The sequence below is a fragment of the Bartonella sp. ML70XJBT genome (assembly GCF_028618425.1).
Lineage (GTDB): Bacteria > Pseudomonadota > Alphaproteobacteria > Rhizobiales > Rhizobiaceae > Bartonella.
This window is the reverse complement of the sequence record NZ_JAQISX010000099.1, coordinates 1-843: the sequence shown is the minus strand read 5'-3', so window position 1 is coordinate 843 and position 843 is coordinate 1. Positions and strand designations below refer to the sequence as shown.

Below are 843 nucleotides of genomic sequence, written 5' to 3'. Positions count from 1 at the left end.
ACATTGGTAATTTCTTTATTAATTTGGTTGCTAATCTCATTTTTAACATTCGTGATAGAAGTACCAACCCCAGTTAAAGCACTCGCTACATCAGGATAAACCTGATCTTTAGATCCGCCATCAGCATCGAAGATCTTGATCGTGAAAGTTGGATCTGTCCACGTACCATTCTCATACTTAGCACTACCACCGAAAGACTTGGCTATACTGTTCCCTAAAGCATGAAGCTGAGCACCCGTTATGGCTTCGGTTGAACCTTCACTGACATCCCCGTCGTGTAGACCGGAAAGTTTGCGAAATCCATTATCCTTATTTAGAATACTGATTTCACTGCCGCCGGTTCCTCTACCAATCGTGATAAGACCTGTTCCTCCATCACGCAGACTACGCGATAAAGTCATCTCTGTTGCTTGCTTAACAAGAAGATTGTCTCTTACATCTGCAATTTCATTATTTGTTGCCAAAAGTTGTGAACCATTGACCGCTTCCGTCGATTCTGCTGAGAGTGTGCCACTTCCAATGCCTGTGATCTTTTTACCGGCAGCATCAATGCCTTCAGTCGTTATTTGTGGACCACCCGTAATTTTTAAACCCATTGCATCTAAAGTATTCTCGCCGGCTTTTACGCTACCCAGCGTAATGTCCTTTGCCAGATCAAATTTTATGTTATTGTCACCCTCGCCTTCTGTAATGTTAAGGTTGTCACTTCCAGCTGCAAAATCTACCATGCTGTTTATCCCTACAGCTTTAGCATTTTTACCATCAACAGAGAGTTTCCAACCTTGATCCACATATTTTTTCAAGGATTTCAACTGCGCAACATTCACCGCATCAACATCTTCA

The 843-nt window shown here is 42.3% G+C and carries 1 pseudogene; it reads right to left on the bottom strand.

From position 1 onward, the window contains the following. Positions 1–843, bottom strand: a pseudogene (locus PVV65_RS09865) (hypothetical protein); the annotation flags it as partial.